The organism is Stutzerimonas sp. FeSN7, assembly GCF_030263795.1.
GTDB lineage: Bacteria > Pseudomonadota > Gammaproteobacteria > Pseudomonadales > Pseudomonadaceae > Stutzerimonas > Stutzerimonas stutzeri.
Genome location: NZ_JARPMN010000001.1, coordinates 4364184 through 4384566 on the forward strand (window position 1 = coordinate 4364184; position 20383 = coordinate 4384566).

Annotated in this window: 21 protein-coding genes; 5 read left to right on the plus strand and 16 right to left on the minus strand. The window is 66.3% G+C overall.

Features of this window, described 5'->3' with window-relative positions; genetic code table 11:
• Window positions 1-89: 89 nt before the first annotated feature.
• The 16 genes from P5703_RS20830 to P5703_RS20905 form a co-directional block, all read right to left on the minus strand.
• Window positions 90-1328, minus strand: coding sequence for a Zn-dependent hydrolase (locus tag P5703_RS20830; protein WP_042921303.1), 1239 nt, complete (start codon window positions 1326-1328; stop codon window positions 90-92).
• Window positions 1329-1369: 41 nt separating this feature from the next.
• On the minus strand, window positions 1370-2542 hold the full coding sequence (locus tag P5703_RS20835) for an amidase (protein WP_042921304.1): 1173 nt from the start codon (window positions 2540-2542) through the stop codon (window positions 1370-1372).
• A 63-nt stretch (window positions 2543-2605) separates the two neighbouring features.
• On the minus strand, window positions 2606-3643 hold the full coding sequence (locus tag P5703_RS20840) for an ABC transporter ATP-binding protein (protein ID WP_235989075.1): 1038 nt from the start codon (window positions 3641-3643) through the stop codon (window positions 2606-2608).
• Window positions 3636-4706 (minus strand): ABC transporter ATP-binding protein, encoded by a 1071-nt coding sequence (locus P5703_RS20845; protein WP_042921306.1) that lies wholly within the window; start codon window positions 4704-4706, stop codon window positions 3636-3638. The genes P5703_RS20840 and P5703_RS20845 overlap by 8 nt, the downstream gene beginning before the upstream one ends.
• A complete protein-coding gene (locus tag P5703_RS20850) occupies window positions 4703-5593 on the minus strand; it encodes an ABC transporter permease (protein WP_042921309.1) in 891 nt (296 codons plus the stop codon). Before P5703_RS20850 ends, P5703_RS20845 begins: the two co-directional genes overlap by 4 nt.
• A 2-nt stretch (window positions 5594-5595) precedes the next feature.
• Window positions 5596-6549 (minus strand): ABC transporter permease, encoded by a 954-nt coding sequence (locus P5703_RS20855; RefSeq protein ID WP_042921310.1) that lies wholly within the window; start codon window positions 6547-6549, stop codon window positions 5596-5598.
• Window positions 6550-6624: 75 nt separating this feature from the next.
• Window positions 6625-8298: an ABC transporter substrate-binding protein gene (locus tag P5703_RS20860; RefSeq protein ID WP_260465663.1), complete on the minus strand. Its 1674-nt coding sequence runs from the start codon at window positions 8296-8298 to the stop codon at window positions 6625-6627.
• Window positions 8299-8495: 197 nt separating this feature from the next.
• Entirely contained in the window at window positions 8496-9308 is an 813-nt protein-coding gene (locus P5703_RS20865; RefSeq protein ID WP_042921313.1) for an IclR family transcriptional regulator, read from the minus strand.
• 285 nt (window positions 9309-9593) lie between these two features.
• The gene (locus P5703_RS20870; protein ID WP_042921314.1) at window positions 9594-9809 is read right to left on the minus strand and encodes a TOBE domain-containing protein; all 216 of its coding nucleotides are present in this window, start codon (window positions 9807-9809) and stop codon (window positions 9594-9596) included.
• A gap of 106 nt (window positions 9810-9915) precedes the next feature.
• Window positions 9916-10716: an aliphatic sulfonates ABC transporter ATP-binding protein gene (gene ssuB / locus P5703_RS20875; RefSeq protein WP_279641145.1), complete on the minus strand. Its 801-nt coding sequence runs from the start codon at window positions 10714-10716 to the stop codon at window positions 9916-9918.
• A complete protein-coding gene (gene ssuC, locus P5703_RS20880; protein ID WP_285589515.1) occupies window positions 10713-11498 on the minus strand; it encodes an aliphatic sulfonate ABC transporter permease SsuC in 786 nt (261 codons plus the stop codon). The genes ssuB and ssuC overlap by 4 nt, the downstream gene beginning before the upstream one ends.
• 137 nt (window positions 11499-11635) lie before the next feature.
• A complete protein-coding gene (gene ssuD / locus P5703_RS20885) occupies window positions 11636-12784 on the minus strand; it encodes an FMNH2-dependent alkanesulfonate monooxygenase (protein WP_285589517.1) in 1149 nt (382 codons plus the stop codon).
• A gap of 47 nt (window positions 12785-12831) precedes the next feature.
• Window positions 12832-13797, minus strand: coding sequence for a sulfonate ABC transporter substrate-binding protein (locus tag P5703_RS20890; protein ID WP_014595503.1), 966 nt, complete (start codon window positions 13795-13797; stop codon window positions 12832-12834).
• Between the two features lie 97 nt (window positions 13798-13894).
• Window positions 13895-14488 (minus strand): NADPH-dependent FMN reductase, encoded by a 594-nt coding sequence (gene ssuE, locus P5703_RS20895; RefSeq protein WP_014595502.1) that lies wholly within the window; start codon window positions 14486-14488, stop codon window positions 13895-13897.
• A 16-nt stretch (window positions 14489-14504) separates the two neighbouring features.
• Window positions 14505-15143 carry a peroxiredoxin gene (locus P5703_RS20900; RefSeq protein ID WP_003284022.1) on the minus strand — a complete coding sequence of 213 codons (639 nt, stop codon included), beginning with the start codon at window positions 15141-15143 and terminating at the stop codon, window positions 14505-14507.
• A 47-nt stretch (window positions 15144-15190) separates the two neighbouring features.
• Window positions 15191-15766: an RBBP9/YdeN family alpha/beta hydrolase gene (locus P5703_RS20905; RefSeq protein ID WP_011911458.1), complete on the minus strand. Its 576-nt coding sequence runs from the start codon at window positions 15764-15766 to the stop codon at window positions 15191-15193.
• A gap of 257 nt (window positions 15767-16023) precedes the next feature.
• Here P5703_RS20905 and oscA point away from each other — a divergent pair, with 257 nt between their 5' ends.
• From oscA to P5703_RS20930, 5 genes are all read left to right on the plus strand, one after another.
• Window positions 16024-16203 (plus strand): sulfur starvation response protein OscA, encoded by a 180-nt coding sequence (gene oscA / locus P5703_RS20910; RefSeq protein WP_011911457.1) that lies wholly within the window; start codon window positions 16024-16026, stop codon window positions 16201-16203.
• 266 nt (window positions 16204-16469) lie between these two features.
• Window positions 16470-17468, plus strand: coding sequence for a sulfate ABC transporter substrate-binding protein (locus P5703_RS20915; RefSeq protein ID WP_285589521.1), 999 nt, complete (start codon window positions 16470-16472; stop codon window positions 17466-17468).
• Between the two features lie 137 nt (window positions 17469-17605).
• Window positions 17606-18421: a sulfate ABC transporter permease subunit CysT gene (gene cysT / locus P5703_RS20920; protein ID WP_014595498.1), complete on the plus strand. Its 816-nt coding sequence runs from the start codon at window positions 17606-17608 to the stop codon at window positions 18419-18421.
• Window positions 18422-18431: 10 nt separating this feature from the next.
• Window positions 18432-19307 carry a sulfate ABC transporter permease subunit CysW gene (cysW, locus tag P5703_RS20925; protein WP_008568697.1) on the plus strand — a complete coding sequence of 292 codons (876 nt, stop codon included), beginning with the start codon at window positions 18432-18434 and terminating at the stop codon, window positions 19305-19307.
• Complete coding sequence (locus P5703_RS20930; protein WP_111481776.1) at window positions 19304-20290, plus strand: sulfate/molybdate ABC transporter ATP-binding protein; 987 nt, start codon at window positions 19304-19306, stop codon at window positions 20288-20290. The genes cysW and P5703_RS20930 overlap by 4 nt, the downstream gene beginning before the upstream one ends.
• Window positions 20291-20383: the final 93 nt, after the last annotated feature.

The window sequence follows — 20383 nt, forward strand, 5'->3', positions numbered from 1 at the left end:
CCCAGCGGCGTCCCGCGCCTGCGGAACGCCGTCCGACCTGGCGCCATTTGGCGCTGCAACGCAGTTCGCGATGAAACGGGGAACAACCCCTAGCGCGCGTGCCTGAGCACTGCGTTGAGCAGCACGTCGGCACCCGCGGCGATGTGCGCCTGCTCGGCATGCTCGATCTCGTTGTGGCTGATACCGTCCCGGCACGGTACGAAGATCATCGCGGTGGGCGTCACGTCGGCCAGGTAGACCGCGTCGTGGCCGGCGCCGCTGACCACTTCCATGTTGTCCAGCCCCAGCGCCTCGGCCGCTTCGCGCACGCTGGCGATGCACGCCGGGTCGAAATGGCAGGGCGGGAAGTACACCACCTGCTCGACCTGGATCGTCAGGCGCTCATCGCTGGCTTCCAGGGTCGTGCAGGCATCGCGCAATTCGGCATCCATGGCGGAAAGGGCGTCGTCGTCGAGCGCCCGGAAATCGACCGAAAAGGTCACGCTACCGGGGATGGTGTTACGCGAGTTGGGCGATACCTGCATGAAACCAACCGTGGCCCGGCCATGCGGGGCGTGCTCCAGGGCAATCCGGTTGATGCGTTGGATCAGGTGGGCACTGGCCAGCAGGGCGTCGTGACGCTGCTGCATCGGGGTCGGGCCGGCATGCGCCTCCATGCCGGTCACGGTAACGTCGTACCAGCGCTGGCCCAGCGCGCCGGGGACCACGCCGATGGGCAGGCCGTGCGCCTCCAGCACCGGGCCCTGTTCGATGTGTGCCTCGAAATAGGCGGCGAACATGCCGCCCGGTACCTCGCCGGGCATCTGCGTGCCGGCGTAGCCGATGCGCGTCAGTGCGTCGGCTACGCTCACGCCGTCGATGTCCTTCTGCACCAGCGCGTGCTCGAGACCGAAGGCGCCGGTGAATACGCCCGAGCCCATCATCACCGGCACGAAGCGCGAACCTTCCTCGTTGGTCCAGACCACCACCTCAAGCGGCGCCGCGGTCTGGATACAGTGATCGTTGAGTGTGCGCAGCACCTCGAGGCCGGCGAGCACACCGAAATTGCCGTCGAACTTGCCGCCGGTCGGCTGGGTGTCGATGTGGCTGCCCATGGCGATGGCGCGCCGTGTCGGGTCGGTGCCTTCACGCCGGGCGAAGATGTTTCCGATGGCGTCTACCCGGACAGAGAGGCCGGCCTCGCGGCACCAGCCGACGAACAGTTCGCGGCCCTGGCGGTCGAGCTCGGTCAGCGCCAGGCGACAGACACCGCCTTTGTCGGTGGCGCCGATTTTCGCCAGGTCCATGAGGGATTGCCAGAGACGGTTGGAATCGATGTGCGGGGTCATGGGAGTCTTCCAGGTGATAGGGCAAATGAAAAGCGCGCCGCTCAGGCCGTGAAGCGGCGGGCCAGAGCGATCAGGGATTGGTCCGAGCCGCGCGGGCCGATCAGCGACAGCCCCAGCGGTGCACCGGACAGCTGCATCAGCGGCAGGGATATCTGCGGGCAGCCGGCGAGTCCCGCCAGGCAGAGCATGCGGATGGATTGGTTGCGATAGTCCTCCAGCGTGGCCTCGTCGCTGCTCAGCAGCGGGGCCACGTCGGGCATGGTCGGCATCACCAGTACGCCATCGTGGCCAAGCAGCTCATCGAAGCGGCGGCTGAATTCGGCGCGGATAGTTCGATACGGCGCCACTTGTTCCTCGTCGAGCGTGCTGGACCAGGCGAAGCGCTCCTTCACTCCCGGGCCGAGCTGCACGTCGTGCCGACAGAGGAACTCGCCCTGGCTCTGCCAGGCCTCGATGCCCTGGATATGGCGGAACGCCCAGTACAGCTCGTTGGCCGGCAACAAGGCGCTCGCGACCGGCTCGAGCCCGGTATCGAAGGCCGCCGCCAGCTGACCCAGCAGTTCGGCGGTGGTCGCCCGCGCGCTGACCGTGACCTGCTCCATGACGTCGGCGGCGAGCAGCAGGCGCGGTGACGCGGGCAGCGGCATGCTGTCCTCGCCGAGCAGCACCTCGCCGACACGGGCGAACAAGTCGATCTCGCGGGCGAACCAGCCGCAGGTGTCGAAGCTGGGCGCCAGCGGCATGCAGCCTTCGAGACTGATGCGGGCATGGGTCGGACGCAGGCCGATCAGGCCGCAGTGGCTGGCCGGCGCCCGCACCGAGCCGCCGGTATCGGTGCCGATCGCGAAGTCGCAGAGACGGTTGGAGACCGCCGAGGCCGAGCCCGAGCTGGAGCCGCCAGGAATACGGGTCGGCGCCGCGCCATTGCGCGGGGTGCCGAAATGGGCGTTCTTGCCGTTCATCGAGAACGCCAGCTCATCGGTCAGCGTCTTGCCGGTGAAGCGCGCGCCGCTGTCGAGCAGCCTTTGCACGGTCGGTGCGGTGGTGGTCTTGATCCCGGAGCGCGCCAGCGCGTGCGGGTTGCCGCAGCCGGTAGGGTAGCCGGCCAGGTCGAAGATGTCCTTGACGGAAAATTCCAGGTCCGCCAGGGGACCGTCACCGGAGGCGACCGGCGCGTCGGGGTAAGGCAGGTAGCAGTGTGCAGGGGTCGTCATGGCAGTCGCACCGTCAGGCTGTCAGGGAAAGGGGCAGCGGCCGTTGCCGGCCGCCGGAAGGGATCATCCGTTCACCGGTTCGGCCCGCTGGACGGGACCGCCCTGCGCGGGCAGCTCGTCCAGCCGCCAGCACCGCACGCTGTGTTCGGGGCCGACGCGGGTCTCCTCGGGCTGTCCCCCCAGACAGGTCTCGGCGGCAAAGGCGCAGCGTTCGGCGAAGGCGCAGCCGGCCGGCAGCCGGGACAGGTCCGGCGGCGCGCCCTGGATGGTGTCCAGCCGGCGACCTTTCTGCATGGCGCCCTCGCTGCGGCTCTTCAGCAGTGCGCGGGTATAGGGGTGGCGCGGCCGGGTCAGGAGTTCGGCGGCCGGCCCCTGCTCGATGATGCGCCCGGCATACATCACCGCCATGCGATCGGCGATCTCCGCCGCAGCACCGATGTCATGGGTGACGAAGACGATGGACAACCCCAGCTCCCGCTGCAGTTCGCGCAGCAGCAGCAGGATCTGGATCTGCACCGTGGCATCCAGCGCGGTGGTGGGTTCGTCCGCCAGCAGCACCTGCGGTTCGCAGGCCAGGGCCAGGGCGATCATCGCCCGCTGGCGCATGCCGCCGGACATCTCGTGGGGGTAGGCATCGAGGCGCCGCTCGGGACTCGGAATGCGGACCTTCTCGAACAGCCGCAGGGCGCGTGCCCGGGCTTCGGCCCTGCTTACCGGCGCATGCTGGCGGATCGCCTCGGTGATCTGCTGACCCAGGGTGTACACCGGGTCCAGGGCGAGCAACGGCTCCTGGAAAATCATCGCGACGCTGCTGCCGCGCAGTTGCGCCAGCTCGCGCTTGCCCATTTTCAGCACGTCGCGGCCGGCGACTTCCAGGGTGCCGGCGTAATGGGTGGTGCGCTCGGGATGCAGACGCATCAGGGCGCGCAGGGTCACGCTCTTGCCGGAACCGGATTCGCCGATCAGGGCAACCACCTCGCCCGGGCCGACTTCGAGGTTCACCCCATTGACCGCCTGGACGCGTTTGCCAGGCACGCGAAACTCCACCTGCAGATCGTGCAAGCGGATCATCGGGCTGTGTGCCGTCTGCATGTCAGGCATGGGTCACCTCCTTCAGCGCAATGGTCGAGGCTGCGTAACCGGAGCCGGGTTCGTATTTCAGGCAGGCGACACTGCGCCCCGGCATGGCCTCGCCGAACACCGGCGTGCGCGTACGGCAGATCGCCTGGGCGTCCGGGCAGCGGGTATGGAAGCGGCAACCGGACGGCGGGTCGATGGGGTTCGGCGGATCGCCGGACAGCGGTGCCTGTTCGGTACGCCGCAGCGGGTCGGTAGTGGGCATCGAACGCAACAGTGCAGCGGTGTAGGGGTGCAGCGGCTGTTCGAACAGCGCGTCGGCACTCGCCACTTCCACCACCTCGCCGAGGTACATCACCAGCACCCGGTCGGACATATAGCGCACCACGTTCAGATCGTGGCTGATGAACACGTAGGTCAACCCGAAGGCCTGCTTGAGGTCCTGCAGCAGGTTGAGCACCTGGGCTTCGACCGACTTGTCCAGCGCCGACACCGATTCGTCGAGAATGATCAGGCGCGGCTCCAGCGCCAGGGCGCGGGCGATGTTCACCCGCTGGCGCTGGCCGCCAGACAGTTCGTGGGGATAGCGGCCGGCGAAGCGCGCCGGCTCCAGCCCGACCCGCGCCAGCAGGTCATGGGCGCGGGACAGGGCCTCACGCTGCGACACGCCGTGCACCGTCGGCCCGAAGGCGATGGAGTCCTCGACGGTCATGCGCGGGTTGAGCGAGGAATAGCTGTCCTGGAAGACCATCTGCGTCTGCCGCCGGTAATCGCGCAACGACAGTCCCGGCGAGCCCAGGCTGAGTCCGTCGAACACCAGCTCGCCGCTATCCTGCGGGGTCAACTGCATCAGCAGCCGGGCGGTGGTGGATTTGCCGCAGCCCGACTCGCCCACCACGCCGAGGGTCTCGCCCTTGAGGATGTCGAAGCTGATGCCATCCACCGCACGCACCGCCAGGCGCGGGCCGCGCAGGCCGAGGCCGGTCTTCTTCAGGGGGAAATGTTTCTTCAGTTCGCGCACGCTGAGCAGCGGTTGGCGTGGTCCGCCCAGGTCTCGCGGGTCCCTTGCCGAATGCGTTGGCTTCATTGCTTGACCTCCATCGCCGAGCGCAGGCCATCGGCCAGCATGTTGAAGGACACCGAGGTGATGAAGATCATCAGCCCCGGCAGCGCCGCGACCCAGGGCTGGGTGTAGATGGCGGTGCGCAGGGTGTTGAGCATCAGTCCCCATTCCGGTTGTGGCGGCTTGACTCCCAGGCCGAGGAAGGACAGGCCCGAAGCGAGGATCATCGAGACCGAGATCAGGCTGGTGGCGTAGACGAAGATCGGGCCGATTACGTTGCCGAGCACGTGCTTGCGGATGATCAGCAGCGACGATGCGCCAGAGGCGCGTGCGGCATCGACGTAGTCGCTGCGGCGCACCTGCGTGGTGACGCTTTCGGCGATCCGCGCGATCTGCGGGATGAACACGACGGTCAGCGACACCAACGCGTTGGTGATGCCGGCGCCCAGCGCACCGGACAGGGCGATGGCCAGCAGCACCGAAGGGAAGGCATAGAGCACGTCGATGCAGCGCATGATCGCCGTGTTGAGCCAGCCGCCGGCGTAACCGGCGAGGATGCCGATGCCGCCGCCGATGATGAAAGCCATGACCACCGGGGCGATGCCCATGAACAGCGACAGGCGGCCGCCGAGCATCAGCCGCGACAGCAGGTCGCGCCCCAGCTCATCGGAGCCGAGCGGCAGGCCCTCGGTGCCGATCGGCTTCAGGCGCTTGAGCATGGAAGTGGCGTAAGGGTCGGCCGGCATGAGCCAGGGCGCGAAGATCGCCATCAGCACCAGAAGCAGGATGATGGTGGCGGCGATCATCGCCACGGGGTTGCGCAGCAAGCGGCGCAGCACGTTGGCGCCGTGTCCGCGCGAGCGCACCACCGGCGTTCTGCCGCGGGTGTCGGTAAACGTGGCAGCGGTCATGGTCAGCCCCTCTCGATGCGTGGATCGAAGATGGTTTGCAGCACGTCCACCAGCAGGTTGAGCGCCACGAAGAACAGCGCCAGGACCAGGATGGTCCCCTGCAACAGCGGCAGGTCGCGCTGGAAGATCGCCTGATTGAGCAGAAAGCCGGTTCCCGGCCAGGAAAACACCGTCTCGATGAGAATCGAGCCGCCCAGCAGATAGCCGAGCTGCAGGCCCATCACCGCCAGGGCCGTGGGTGCGCAATTCTTCACCACGTGCTTGAACACGCCCCACTCGCCGAGCCCCCGGGCCCGCAGGCCGACGACGAACTCCTGCGACAGGATGTCGGCGACCAGCGCCCGGACGGTACGGGCGACGATGCCCATGGGAATGAAGGACATGGTCAGCGCCGGCAGGATCAGGTACTGGACGTGTTCCCAGTCCCACGTCCAGCTACCCGAGCCGCCCGGCCCGGCGCCGGTGGCCGGCAGCCACATCAATTGCGCGGAGAACACGATCACCAGCACCATGCCCAGCCAGTAGTTCGGCAGGCTGACACCGATCACCGAGACGAACGACGCCAGCCGATCGCCCCAGGAGTTGCGGAAATAGCCGGCAACGAAGCCGAACAGCGCGCCCAGCGTGAAGCCGATCAGAGTCGCCAGCACGGCGATCATCAGGGTATTGCCCACCGCCTTGAACACCTCGTCGACCACCGGCCGGCTGGTGGCGATCGAATGGCCCAGGTCACCCTGCAGCGCCCGCCACAACCAGCGTACGAATTGCTCGATCAGGGGCCTGTCGAAACCATAGAGCTGCATCATCTGTTTCTGCAGCTCGGCGGAAGCATCGGCCGGCAGGATGGAAACCAGCGGGTCGCCCGGTGCCAGATAGACCAGCATGAAGCACAGGAAGGACACGCCGAGCATGATGGGCAGCGCATAGCCCAGCCGGCGAAGAAGATAGCCAATCATCGTGGGGGCCTCTCGATGGGGGCGCTGCGGCTGCTCCCTGTGCCGCAGCGCGGACTGGACGTCGCCTGGCGGCGATCAGTCCAGGGTCATGGTGGCGATGTCGATGAACCAGCTCCTGGGCTGCACCACATTGCCGATCTTCGCCGAGAGCGCACGCGGCCCGACGTCATGGGCAACGAACAGGAACGGCGCCTCGTCGACGATGTTCGCGTGCAGTTCACCCAGGGCTTCGTTGCGCGCCTGCTCGTCGAAGGTGGTGCGGGCCTTCTCGACCAGGGCGTCGGTCTTCTCGTCGATGTAATACCCCCAATTGTTGGAAACCGGCGGCAGCGCCTTGCTGCTGACGAAGCGGACCATGGCGAAGAATGGATCCATGACCGCGGCGCTGACATTGGTGGCGTCGGCACCGTGGGCGGCCGGGTCCTTGGCACCCAGACGCCAGCTGGAGTACAGCGTGTTCCATTCCAGCACGTCGAATTCGACATCGAAATAACAGTCCCTGAGGTTCTGCTGGATGTACTCGTTCATCGGCAGCGGCTGCATCTGGCCGGAACCCGAGGCCGAGGTCTGCACCTTCACCTTCGCCGGTTTGGACGCCGAATAGCCGGCGGCCTGCATCAGCTTCTGGCCGGCGGCGACGTCATAGCGAACCTGGAAACTCGGGTTGCCGCGCCAGGGGTCGCCCGGTTCGACGACGCCGGTGGCCGGTTCCATCTGGCCGCTGAGCAGCGCCTTCAACTCCTCCCGGTTGACGCAGAGATTGGCGGCCTGGCGTACCTGCTTGTCATGGAAAGGCGACTCGGGCAACAGCGAGAATTGCCAGGGCCACAGGTGTGGCTGGAGATTGGAATAAAGCTTGTAGCCGCGCGCCTTGATCGCATCGATCGAATCCGGCGCGGGCGCCTCGATCCAGTCGACCTGGCCGGACATCAGTGCGGCAGTGCGGGCGCTGGCCTCGGGAAGCGGCAGCAGTACGACGCGGTCGATCTGCGGCCGACGCTTGGCGTCCCAATAATCGGTGTTGGCCACGATCTCCAGGCGTTCGCGGGGTACGAACCTGGCCTGTTTGAACGGCCCGGTGCCGGACGAGTCGGCGGCGAAGGCCGCCCAGGCCTGCTGACTGCGTGCGGCCGGGTCGGCGACCGAGGCCGGCAGTGCGTCTGCCTTGGCCTGCCAGTGGCTCGGCGAGGCCATGAACAGGTTGGTCAGGTTGTAGGGCAGGAAGGAGTCCGGCTCGGAGGTGGTGAGCTCGACGGTGAGTTCATCGACCTTGCGCGCCGAGCGTAGCGTCGGCATGCGCGAGGCGGTGACACCGATCTGCGAAGGGTCGTATTGCGGCGCATCCTTGTTCAGCACCTTGTCCACGTTCCACACCACCGCGTCGGCGTTGAACGGCGAGCCGTCATGGAAGGTCACGTCGGGACGCAGCTTGAAGATCCACTTGGTCTGGTCTGCCGGGTCGACCGACCAGGACTCGGCCAGCCCCGGGATCAGCACGCTCGCCTTGTCGCCGGAGCTCAGGTCCCATTGGGTCAGCGAATCGTACAGGGTGATGCCGGTGAAGCGGTTACCTTCGTAGCCTTGGTCCGGCTGGCCCAGGGTGCGGGGGATGTCGCCGGCCGTCATGCCGATGCGAAGGACCTTTTCCGCGGCCTCGGCAGCGGTGGTGCAACCAATCGCCAGGGATAGTGCCAGTGCGAATCGGGAAAGCGCGGTCGCCGGGGTTTGTTTCGGCAGCTTCATGCTCATCGGAAGACCTCATCAAAAGGGAACCTAACCGACATCTGCCGAAGCAACCTATATGCCAATCGATTTTGAGTTATCGATTATCGATCCAAAAACGAGGGAATCCGGCCCTTCCGAGCCGAATCGACGTGGACAGCCCCGCCGTACCCAAGGGGTGATCGCGCAAGTGGCGCTTCGTCAGGCCCCGCCCATGCCCCTCATCAGTGCGCGAGCGACTCGGAAATGCCCCGGGCACACTCGATTACCAATGGAGCGAGGCGCGAGGTCACCTCCTCCAGGCTCCAGCGGCTGGTCGGCGGCGCCAGGTGCACGGCGCCGACTGCCTCGCCGTAGCGATCGATGATCGGCGCCGCGATGCCCATGTCGCCCAGGAACAGCTCTTCGCAATTGAGCGCATAACCCACCTGCCGGCAGGTGCGAATGGTCTGCAGAATGTCGTCCACGTCCGTGAGCGTCGCCGGGGTTCGTGCCTCGCGGATCGACGCCTCGAGCAGTTCGCGGGCCTGCTGGTCCGTGTGGCGACTGAGATAGGCGCGCCCCGAACTGGTGCAATACATGGGGATCCGCATGCCGACCGGCGTCAGTACCGGGATGGACTGGGTCGTCATGATCTGCGACATGTAGACCATGTATTGATCCACCGGCTCGGTCAGGCTGGCGGTTTCCCCGCTGGTTCTGGCCAGTTGGGCGAGATACGGATGAGCCAGGCGTACCAGGGGGTGGGATGCCAGGTAGTTGAAGCCGAGTTCGATCACCTTCGGCAGCAGGCGCAAGCGCCGGCTGTACGGGTCGCGGCCGATGTAGCCCAGCACCGTCAGGGTGTGCACGGCACGCTGCGCGGACGCCTTGCTCATGTCGGCGATGCGCGCGATGTCCGCCAGGGTCAGGGTTCGATGCGCGGGATCGAACGCCCGCAGCACGGCAAGCCCCTTTTCCAGGGATTGATTGAACAGGGGGTCGGTCGCCTCGGGGCGTTCCTTGCCGATTGTGCCGGTCGTTCCGGATTTTGCCATAGCGACTGCTCGATAAAAGCTCGGTAAGCGTGACGCGCATGTTACCGACAAACGCGTCGAGAAACGCCCCGACCTCAAGACAGCATGTCGCCAGGATGCGTCTGCGGCCTCACTGCTAGTGCATGAACAGAATCACGTCGCCGAACGCCTGTGCAGCAGCCACCGCTGAACGACAAGGCGGTCGCCCGCTCGCCGAAGCAGGCATGCGCGTCATGGCTCGCATCCACCGGCAGGTACCGCGGGTCTCAGCTGCGACCGGCGGTGCGAACCCATCGGACAAAAATGCTACAGCTTGGCGATCGAGACCTCGGTGGATTTGACGAAGGCGATCACTTCGCTGCCGACACCGAGTTCCAGCTCTTTCACCGAGCGCGTGGTGATCACCGACGTGACGATGCCGGCAGCGGTCTGCACGTCGATTTCCGACAGCACGTCGCCGAGGATGATGGCCTCGATGGTGCCCTTGAACTGGTTGCGTACGTTGATGGCCTTGATGGTCATGGTATTTCTCCTGGGGTCGCAATTAGCGGCAAGCCTCGAGCTGCAAGCTCTAAGTAGAAGCGCGCTGCTCTTGCTTGAAGCTTGTGGCTTGCCGCTTGCCGCTGCTCTAAAGCGCCCAGCGCAATTGCATGGGCAAGGGGGATACGGGATCGGGTTGTTCCGGCAATGCCGGGCGCTGCAGGACGCGGTCGAGCACTTCGGCTTCCAGCGCCGCCAGACGCGCATCGCCGCGGTGCCGCGGGCGCGCCAGGTCGACCGGCAGGTCGAGGCCGATGCGGCCGTCCTCGATGAGGATCACCCGGTCGGCCACGGCCACCGCCTCGGCCACATCATGGGTCACCAGCAGCACGGTGAAGCCGTGCTGCTGCCAGAGCCGCTCGATCAGTTGCTGCATCTCGATGCGGGTCAGCGCATCCAGGGCGCCGAGCGGTTCGTCGAGCAGCAGCAGGCGCGGCTGGTGGATCAGCGCGCGGGCCAGGGCTACGCGCTGCTTCTGCCCACCGGACAGGGCCGCCGGCCATTCGCCGGCGCGATCGGCCAGGCCGACCGCGGCCAGTGCCTCGCGCGCCCTGGGCCGCCAGTCGCCGGAAAGGCCCAGGCCGACGTTGTCGATCACCCGCTTCCAGGGCAGCAGACGGGCGTCCTGGAACATCAGCCGGGTATCGTCATGGGCGGCGGACAGCGGACCGTTGCCGGCCAGCAACGCGCCCCGGCTCGGCTGGTCGAGGCCGGCCAGCAGGCGCAGCAGGGTGCTCTTGCCGCAGCCGCTGCGGCCGACCACGGCGACGAACTGGCCGGCCGGGATGTTCAGATCGATGCCCCGGATTACTTCGCGCGCGCCGAAGGCCTTGCCGATGCCTTCGATCGCCAGCGGGATGCCCTGACGGATGCTGTGCAGCGCGGTCATTGCGCACCTCCCCTGGCCTGGTAGGCCGGATGCCAGCGCAACCAGACGCGCTCCAGCCCACGGGCGGCGACGTCGGCCAGCTTGCCGAGCACGGCGTACAGCAGGATCGCCAGCACCACCACGTCGGTCTGCAGGAATTCGCGGGCGTTCATCGCCAGGTAGCCAATGCCGGCGCTGGCGGAGATGGTTTCGGCGACGATCAGCGTCAGCCACATGAAGCCGAGGGCGAAGCGCACGCCAACCAGAATCGACGGCAGCGCGCCGGGCAGGATCACCTGGCGAAACAGGGCGAATCCGCTGAGTCCGTAGCTGCGCGCCATTTCCACCAGCGCCGGGTCGACGTTGCGGATGCCGTGGTAGGTGTTCAGATAGATGGGGAACAGGGTGCCGAGCGCAACGAGAAAGACCTTTGCGCTCTCGTCGATGCCGAACCAGAGAATCACCAGCGGGATCAGCGCCAGGTGCGGCACGTTGCGGATCATCTGCACCGAGCTGTCGAGCAGACGCTCGCCCCAGGTCGACAAACCGGTGATGAAACCGAGCAGCAGGCCGATGCCGCCGCCGATGGCGAAGCCGACGCCGGCGCGCCAGCCGCTGATGGCCAGATGGGTCCAGAGCTCGCCGCTGCCGAGCAGCTCCCAGCCGGCCGCAAGCACAGCGCTGGGCGCCGGCAGGATGCGGGTGGACAACAGCCCGAGGACCACCGCGCCCTGCCAGGCCGCCAGCAGCGCGACCGGCAAGACCCACGGCGCCAGACGCCGGCCAAGAGAAATAAAGGTCATGCTTATGGTCCGTATGTTCGAATTTCGCTGACGTAAGGTTTGCGGTCGGTGGCTTTCGCCAGCGGCTCGATGTGCACAGGCCGACCGCAGGGGCGGGGGCTTACCCCGTAGGCCCGGGTTCAGCCCACCCCGCCGACTCAACTCGCTGCCGCCGCCTTCGGCAGGATGTCGCTGGAGATCATTTCGCCGAACGGGCTGACATAGCCACGGCTCGCCGGGCGCTCGGGCTGGGCGATGTCCAGATGCGGGAACAGCAGCTCGGCGACCCGATAGCTCTCTTCCAGGTGCGGGTAGCCGGAAAAGATGAAGGTGTCGATGCCGAGATCGGCGTACTCCCTGACCCGTGCCGCCACGGTCGGGCCGTCGCCCACCAGCGCGGTGCCGGCGCCGCCGCGAACCAGGCCGACACCGGCCCAGAGGTTCGGCGCCACCACCAGGCGGTCGCGCCGCCCGCCATGCAACGCGGCCATGCGTTGCTGGCCGACCGAATCGAAGCGCGCCAGGGAGGCCTGGGCGCGGTCGATGGTGTCCTGGTCGAGGTGGCTGATCAGGCGCTCGGCGGCCGCCCAGGCTTCTTCGTCGGTCTCGCGCACGATCACGTGCAGGCGAATGCCGAAACGCACCGTGCGTCCGAGCCTGGCGGCCTTCTCGCGTACCTGGGCGATCTTCTCGGCCACCGCGGCCGGCGGCTCGCCCCAGGTCAGGTACAGGTCTACCTGCTCCCCGGCCAGCTCGTGCGCGGCGTCGGATGAACCCCCGAAATACAACGGCGGGCGCGGCTGCTGGATCGGCGGGTAGAGCAGCTTGGCGCCTTTGACCTGCAGATGCTTGCCGTTGTAATCGACGGTTTCGCCTTCCAGCACGCGACGCCAGATGCGGGTGAACTCGACCGAGGCCTCGTAGCGTTCGGCGTGGGACAGGTGCAGGCCGTCGGCGGCCAGCTCGTCCGGGTCGCCGCCGGTGACCAGGTTGAACAGCGCGCGACCGCCCGAGAGCCGATCCAGCGTTGCCGCCTGGCGCGCCGCCACGGTGGGCGAAATGATCCCCGGGCGCAGTGCGACGAGGAATTTCAGGCGCTGGGTGAGCGGGATCAGCGAGGCAGCCACCAGCCAGGAATCCTCGCAGGAGCGGCCGGTGGGAATCAGTACGCCGCCAAAACCGAGGCGGTCGGCGGCCTGGGCGATCTGGCCGAGGTAGCCGTGGTCGACGGCGCGGGCGCCTTCGCTGGTGCCGAGGTACTTGCCGTCGCCATGGGTGGGCAGGAACCAGAAGATGTTGAGGCTCATGGGTAGAACTCCGTTTTGTTCGTCGGGCGAACCGAGGGCAAGGAGGGTTATTCCGGGTACTGGGCGATGCTCTTTGGCGCCGCCCAGACCGCGTCCTGGATGACCAGCTTTCGTGGAATCAACCTGAGTTCGGCGAAGGTGTCGGCGATGCGCTGCTGGGCACGAACCACCTCTGGCGTGATCGGCCGGGCACCGTATCCCTGGCGGATCACCGCCTTGCGGGTGATTTCGCGGGACAGGCCGAGCAGCGGCGCCACCTGCTCGGTGGCCTGGTCCGGATTGGCCTCGACCCAGCGGCCGATATCACGGATTTCACCGATCAGGGTGCTGATGACCGCGGGATTGCGCTCGGCGAACGGGCGCGCCGCGAGGTAGAACTGATGGTTGCTGACCAGCCCCTGGCCGTCGCGCAGGGTGCGCGCCTGCAGCTGCGCCTCGGCGGCGGCCTGGAACGGATCCCAGATCACCCAGGCATCGACGCTGCCGCGCTCGAAGGCGGCGCGGGCATCGGCTGGCGGCAGGTACACCGGCTGGATGTCGCGGTACTGCAGCCCCGCCGATTCCAGCGCGCGGACCAGCAGGTAGTGCACATTGGAGCCCTTGTTCAGCGCGATCTTCTTGCCCTTGAGCTCGGCCACCGAGCGGATCGGCGAGTCCTTCGGCACCAGGATCGCCTCGCCACTGGGCGCCGGCGGCTCATGGGCGACGTAGAGCAGATCGGCACCGGCGGCCTGGGCGAACACCGGAGGGGTTTCACCGGTCACGCCGAAGTCGATGGAGCCGACGTTGAGCCCTTCCAGCAGCTGCGGACCACCAGGGAACTCCGTCCACTGAACGTCGAAGCCCTGCCCGGCAAGCCGCTGCTCCAGCGTGCCACGGGCCTTGAGCAGCACCAGCGTGCCGTATTTCTGGTAGCCGATCCGTAGGGTTTCGGCCTGGACATGGAAAGCGCCGATGGACAGGGTCGCGGCAAGCAGGGCGACCAGTCCTCGACGCAGGTTGCGAGTGCTCATGGGCACGCTCCTCTGCGATCGGATTGGGAAGCGACCTGCTCACCCGTTGGCGGGGGAGTAAGGCGGGGTGAAGCGTCAGGGGCCGGAGCCCGGGTTTTCAGATACTCCAGCGGGCGTTGGCCAGCCGGTCGTTAAGCAGGTGCGGATCGAGTGGCCGCGGACATCGCGCCAGCGCCGCGAGCAGCTGCGACGCGGCGGCGTCGAGGCGCTCACGCAGCTCGTCATCCAGTCGCGCCGGCTGGTTGCCCTCGGCATAGGCGATCTGCCAGTCCACGGCGTACACGCCGTGCAGGATCTCCTGTGCCTTGAGCGCCGCCAGCACCGGCTTGAGCGCGTAGTCCAGCGCCAGCATGTGCGCCGCGCTGCCACCGCTGGCCAGCGGCAGCACCGCCTTGTTCGCCAGCGCCCGCTCCGGCAGCAGGTCCAGCAGCGTCTTGAGCGCACCGGCGAACGACGCCTTGTACACCGGCGTGGCCACCAGCAGACCATCGGCTTGCTCGACGTGCTCGGCAAAACGCTGCACCACCGGGCTGTCGAAGCGGGCGTGGATCAGGTCGGCCGGCTCGAAATCGCGTACGGCGTAGCGCACCACCTCCACGCCGTGGCGCTGCAGCCAGTCACCCGCCGCATCCAGCAGCACGCCGGAGCGCGAGCGCTGGCTGGGGCTGCCGGCCAGGGAAACGACCATCATCGGTGATCGTCCTCGCTCAGCGGTTAGGTTGCGGCGTCAGGCGCAGGTACGGCTTGACCGCGCGATAGCCCTTGGGAAAGCGCTGCTTGATCTCCTCCTCGTCCTTGAGCGAGGGCACGATCACCACCTCGTCGCCGTCCTGCCAGTTGGCCGGGGTCGCGACCTTGTGGTTGTCGGTGAGCTGCAGCGAATCGATCACCCGCAGGATCTCGTGGAAGTTGCGCCCGGTGCTCGCCGGGTAGGTGATGGTCAGACGCACCTTCTTGTTCGGGTCTATTACGAACAATGAGCGCACCGTCAGGGTGTCGTTGGCATTGGGATGAATCAGGTCGTACAGCTCGGAGACCTTGCGGTCGGCATCAGCCAGGATCGGGAAGTTGACGCGGGTGTTCTGCGTCTCGTTGATGTCGTCGATCCACTTGATGTGCGAATCCACCGGGTCCACGGACAGGGCGATGGCCTTGACGTTGCGCTTGGCGAACTCGTCCTTCAGCTTGGCGGTGAAGCCCAGTTCGGTGGTGCACACCGGGGTGAAGTCGGCCGGGTGCGAGAACAGCACACCCCAGCTGTCACCCAGCCACTCGTGGAAGCGGATGCGGCCTTCGCTGGAATCCTGTTCGAAATCGGGGGCGATGTCGCCGAGGCGGATGCTCATCTTCGTTCTCCTTTCTTGCGTGGGTTGCGGCATTGGTTGATAGCGATTCAGGCGCGCCGTTGCGCCTGTCGCTCGATCCGGCTCTGCAAGCGGTACAGGCTGGCGAAGCCCTGCTCCCAGCGCCGATGTCCGGAGGCCACGTTGATATGCCCGGCGCCGGCCAGGATCGTGGTCTCGCTGCCCCAGGCGTGGCCCATCTCGACGGCACGCGCGGCACTGGCGGCAGTGTCGTTGTCCGAGCCGATCAGCAGGCTGGCGAATGGCAAAGGCTGGCGAGGGATCGGGGCGAAGTTGCGCAAGGGTTCCGGGCAGCCGCTGCGTTCGACATCCGCGGGGGCCACCAGCAGGGCGCCGCGCACCCGTTGCAGCAGCTGCGCAGGTGCCTGAGCCGCCCAGTGCGCAACCGTGATGCAGCCCAGGCTGTGCGCCACCAGAATGACCGGTTCGGCATGGGCGGCAATGCTGCGCTGCAGCTCGGCGACCCAGTCTTCACGACGCGGAAGGAGCCAGTCCTGCTGCTCTACTCGGGCGCTGCCCGGCAGGGTGCGTTGCCAATGGCTCTGCCAATGCTCATCGGGCGAGCCGTGCCAGCCCGGCACGATCAGATATCGGATGCTGCGCATATCGGCGCCTCCTGTGATTCATGGCGGCCAGTCTAGACAGCAGATCGATTCACTTAAAAAGAATAAAGAATTCTTTATTTATATTTTTTTCATCTATAAGACCACCTGATAACGAGCCGCTTCCTTATTCCATAAGGATCTATAAATGTTCTTAAACAATATTTTTAAGAATATTTCGGCCGAACTTATCATCCGCTCCACGCCTTGCTGGCTACGGCCGTTCCGGTCGTCACGAAAGGCTTTCACGGAGAACAGCAATGACCGCGACCATTCGCAACCTCGAGGGGCAGGACGAAGCCAGCATCCTGCGCGAGATCCACAGTGCCCTGAGCGGCCTCAAGTTCGGCTCGGTTGAAATCACCGTGCACAACGGCCAGGTCGTGCAGATCGAGCGCAAGGAGAAGTTCCGCCTGCAGCCGACCGGCAAGAACGCCTGACCCCGACTACCCCATCCATCAGCCCGACTGGACCACCGGAGGGCGTGACCATGAAACGAGCCGAGACCATGAACACGCACCGGTACTGCAGCTGTCGCCCGCGAATGCGGAGCTAATCGAGTCACTGAAAACCACCTGACACAGCTAGACCAGGTTGCAACCCGCCAGGCTGCTTCTGCCTCGCCCTGCCTGTCTTCCAGCGTGATTTCAGCGACCGCCCCTGAAGCGCCAACACATACCAAATTAGTTTTTTCAGGAGCTGCACCATGTCCATTCGTCGCTTCGCCCTCGCCGCCCTGGCGAGCGCGCTGATCGCCGGCCCTGCACTGGCCGCCGATACCCTGCTCAACGTGTCCTACGATCCGACGCGCGAGCTCTATGTGGAATTCAACGACGCCTTCAACAAGCACTGGCAGGCCCAGGGCCATGAGCCGATCAAGATCCAGCAGTCCCATGGCGGCTCCGGCAAGCAGGCCCGCGCGGTGATCGACGGCCTGCGCGCCGATGTGGTGACCCTGGCCCTGGCGGGCGATATCGACGAGCTGCATCGCCTCGGCAAACTGATCCCCGAGAACTGGCAGACCCGCCTGCCGGACGCCAGCACGCCCTATACCTCGACCATCGTGTTCCTCGTTCGCAAGGGCAATCCGAAGGGCATCAAGGACTGGGACGACCTGGTCAAGCCGGGCGTCGAGGTGATCACGCCGAACCCGAAGACCTCCGGCGGCGCGCGCTGGAATTTCCTCGCCGCCTGGGCCTACGCCCAGCAGAAATTCGGCGACGAGCAGCAGGCCCAGGCCTTTGTCGAGAAGCTCTACAAGAATGTGCCGGTGCTCGATACCGGCGCCCGCGGCTCGACCGTCACCTTCGTCAACAACGGCATCGGCGACGTGCTGCTGGCCTGGGAGAACGAGGCCTTCCTGGCCCTGAAGGAACAGGGCGGTGAAGATTTCGAGATCATCGCGCCTTCGCTGTCGATCCTTGCCGAGCCACCGGTGGCAGTGGTGGACAAGAACGTCGAGCGCAAGGGCACGCGGGCGCTGGCCGAAGCCTATCTGAACTACCTGTACAGCGAGGAAGGCCAGCGCATCGCGGCGAAGAACTTCTACCGGCCACGCAACGAGGCCGTGGCGGCCGAATTCAAGGATCAGTTCCCGGCGCTGAAGCTGGTCACCATCGACGGGGACTTTGGTGGCTGGAAGGCCGCACAACCGAAGTTCTTCAATGATGGCGGCGTTTTCGACCAGATCTATCAGGCGCAGTAGGCCTTGGCTTCGTAGGGTGGACCAGGCTTCACCGGTCCACCGCTGCCTTCCGTGAGGAAAGCGGTGGTGGGCGTCCTCCCTGCACGCTGCGCTCGTGACACTTCAGCCGCCAGACGCTCGAATAAAAGGCAACGTCCATGTCCCGATCTACCTCCGTCATACCCGGCTTCGGGCTGACGCTGGGCTACACCCTGGTGTACCTCAGCCTGTTGGTGCTGATTCCCCTGGGTGCGCTGTTTCTCAAGACCACCGAACTCTCGTGGGCGCAGTTCATCGCCATCGTCAGCGCGCCGCGCGTGCTGGCGGCGCTCAAGCTGAGCTTTGGCACCGCCTTCGCGGCCGCCATGCTCAATGGCGTGATCGGCACGCTGCTGGCCTGGGTGCTGGTGCGCTATCGCTTCCCCGGCCGCAAGATCATCGAGGCGATGATCGACCTGCCCTTCGCCCTGCCGACCGCGGTGGCAGGCATTGCCCTCACCGCGCTGTACGCGCCGAACGGACCGATCGGCCAGTTCGCTACCGACCTAGGCTTCAAGATCGCCTACAGTCCGCTGGGCATCACCTTGGCACTGACCTTCGTGACCCTGCCCTTCGTGGTGCGCACCCTCCAGCCGGTGCTCGCCGATATCCCGCGTGAAGTGGAAGAAGCCGCGGCCTGCCTTGGCGCGCGTCCGCTGCAGATCGTTCGCCATGTGCTGCTGCCAGCGCTGCTGCCCGCCTGGCTGACCGGCTTCGCCCTGGCCTTTGCCCGCGGCGTCGGCGAGTACGGCTCGGTGATCTTCATCGCCGGCAACATGCCGATGAAGACCGAGATCCTGCCGCTGCTGATCATGGTCAAGCTGGACCAGTACGACTACGCCGGCGCCACGGCCATCGGCGTGCTGATGCTGGTGGTGTCTTTCATCCTGCTGCTGGCGATCAACCTGCTGCAGCGCCGCATTGCCCACGGCTGAGGAGGCCAGCATGACTACCGCTTCCCTGCCCGTGTCGGCGAATGCCCGCGCCGCCACTACCCGTCGCGGCAAGCAAACGGCCCGCCGCCTGTTGATCGGCGCGGCCTGGCTGACCTTCGCGCTGTTCCTTCTCCTGCCGCTGTTGATCGTCCTCGGCGAAGCCTTCAAGCAAGGGGTCGGCACCTTCTTCACGGCGATCCTTGAGCCCGATGCCCTGGCCGCGCTCAAGCTCACCCTGCTTGCCGTGGGCATCTCGGTGCCGCTCAATCTGGTGTTCGGCGTCGCCGCCGCCTGGTGCGTGAGCAAGTACGAGTTCCGCGGCAAGAGCCTGCTGGTGACCCTGATAGACCTGCCGTTCTCGGTCTCCCCGGTCATCGCCGGCCTGATCTACGTGCTCTTGTTCGGCGCCCAGGGCTATTTCGGCGAGTGGCTGAGTGATCGCGATATCCAGATCGTCTTCGCCGTGCCGGGCATCGTCCTGGCGACGCTGTTCGTCACCGTGCCCTTCGTCGCCCGCGAGCTGATCCCGCTGATGCAGGAGCAGGGCAGTACCGAAGAGGAAGCCGCGCGGCTGCTCGGCGCCAGCGGCTGGCAGATGTTCTGGCACATCACCCTGCCGAACATCAAATGGGGCCTGATCTACGGCGTGGTGCTCTGCACCGCGCGGGCAATGGGCGAGTTCGGCGCGGTGTCGGTGGTCTCCGGGCATATCCGCGGGCTGACCAACACCCTGCCGCTGCACGTCGAGATTCTCTACAACGAATACAACCACGTCGCCGCGTTCAGCGTGGCCAGCCTGCTGCTGGCCCTGGCGCTGGTGATCCTGCTGCTCAAGCAGTGGAGCGAATCGCGCATTGCGCGCCTGAAAACCGGAGCACAGCCATGAGTATCGAAGTCCGTGACGTCAACAAGCGCTTCGGCCAGTTCCAGGCGCTGCAGGCGATCGACCTGCACATCCAGAGCGGCGAACTGGTCGCCCTGCTCGGCCCGTCCGGCTGCGGCAAGACCAGCCTGCTGCGCATCATCGCCGGGCTGGAAACGCCGGACAGCGGCAGCATCGTGTTCCATGGCGAGGATGTCTCCAGCCGCGATGTGCGCGACCGCAACGTCGGCTTCGTCTTCCAGCATTACGCACTGTTCCGCCACATGACGGTGTTCGACAACGTGGCCTTCGGCCTGCGCATGAAGCCGAAGAAGCTGCGCCCGAGCGAAGCGGTGATCGCCGCCAAGGTGCACGAGCTGCTGAATCTGGTGCAGTTGGACTGGCTCGCGGACCGTTACCCCGAACAGCTCTCCGGTGGCCAGCGCCAGCGCATTGCCCTGGCCCGCGCGCTGGCAGTGGAGCCCAAAGTGTTGCTGCTCGATGAGCCGTTCGGCGCGCTGGACGCCAAGGTGCGCAAGGAACTGCGCCGCTGGCTGGCGCGGCTGCACGAGGACGTGCACCTGACCTCCGTGTTCGTCACCCACGACCAGGAGGAGGCGATGGAGGTCGCCGATCGCATCGTGGTGATGAACAAGGGTGTGATCGAGCAGATCGGCACACCGGCGGAGGTGTATGCCAATCCCGCCAGCGAGTTCGTCTACCACTTCCTCGGCGACGCCAATCGCCTGCAGCTGGACGAACAGCGCAGCGTGCTGTTCCGCCCGCATGAGGTTTCCCTGAGCCGTGAAGCGGTGGCCGAGCACCTGGCCGGCGAGGTGCGCGACATCCGCCCGCTCGGCGCGCTGACCCGCGTCACACTGAAAGTCGCAGGGCAAGCCGAGCCGATCGAAGCGGAGGTCGGCAACGACCACGCCAGCCTGGTGGGCGTGCAACGCGGCAGCACGCTGTACCTCCAGCCCAAGGGGCAGGCACTGCGCGCAGGCTGATGCGTGCCGCCGGTCATATCGGGCGACAGAAGCGACTTGGCCGCGGCGGGCAACTGTCGCACCCTGTCGGCAGTCGCCCCTTATCGCGAGGCT